The following is a 497-nucleotide window of genomic DNA, read 5'->3' on the forward strand; positions in this document are numbered from 1 at the left end:
AAAAATTCTAGCTTAATTTGACAATCAAAAATATAAGAAAGGTGCATAATTAATTGTTTGAACTTTTTCCTCGCTTTTATTTTGATTTTCTTTTGAAACTTGATCTTTTACTGGAGGATTATTGTCATTAATCGAAGCAACCTTAATTGGCGTTAACCAAAACATTAACAAACAAACGAACGAAAATAAACTAAAAAAAATAATATTCCTTTTCTTCATATCATAATCCTCCCCTTTATCTTATTATACCTTAATTTATAGCCGATATAAATAAGAATCAGAGTAAAACGATAAAATCAGTCTTTAGACCTAATGAAATTAATCCATACAAAAAATGATTGTCATCAGGACATCTACGATTATAATTTTACGACTATTTTTGGTTTTAATTGGTTTTTATAATTGATTCACGTACATAAAAATGAAAATAAAAAAACGAGTCAAAATGATAACATTCTGACCCGCTTTTAAAGGCTCTATGTCAAGTAGTGTTGGTA

At 26.8% G+C, this 497-nt stretch carries 1 protein-coding gene; it reads right to left on the reverse strand.

Features of this window, described 5'->3' with window-relative positions:
- Positions 1 to 24: 24 nt before the first annotated feature.
- Positions 25 to 219, reverse strand: a complete 195-nt coding sequence (locus tag HMPREF2811_RS09635) for a hypothetical protein (protein WP_071409138.1) — start codon at positions 217 to 219, stop codon at positions 25 to 27.
- Positions 220 to 497 lie beyond the last annotated feature (278 nt).

It is taken from the genome of Globicatella sp. HMSC072A10 (genome assembly GCF_001811625.1).
Taxonomy (GTDB): domain Bacteria; phylum Bacillota; class Bacilli; order Lactobacillales; family Aerococcaceae; genus Globicatella; species Globicatella sanguinis.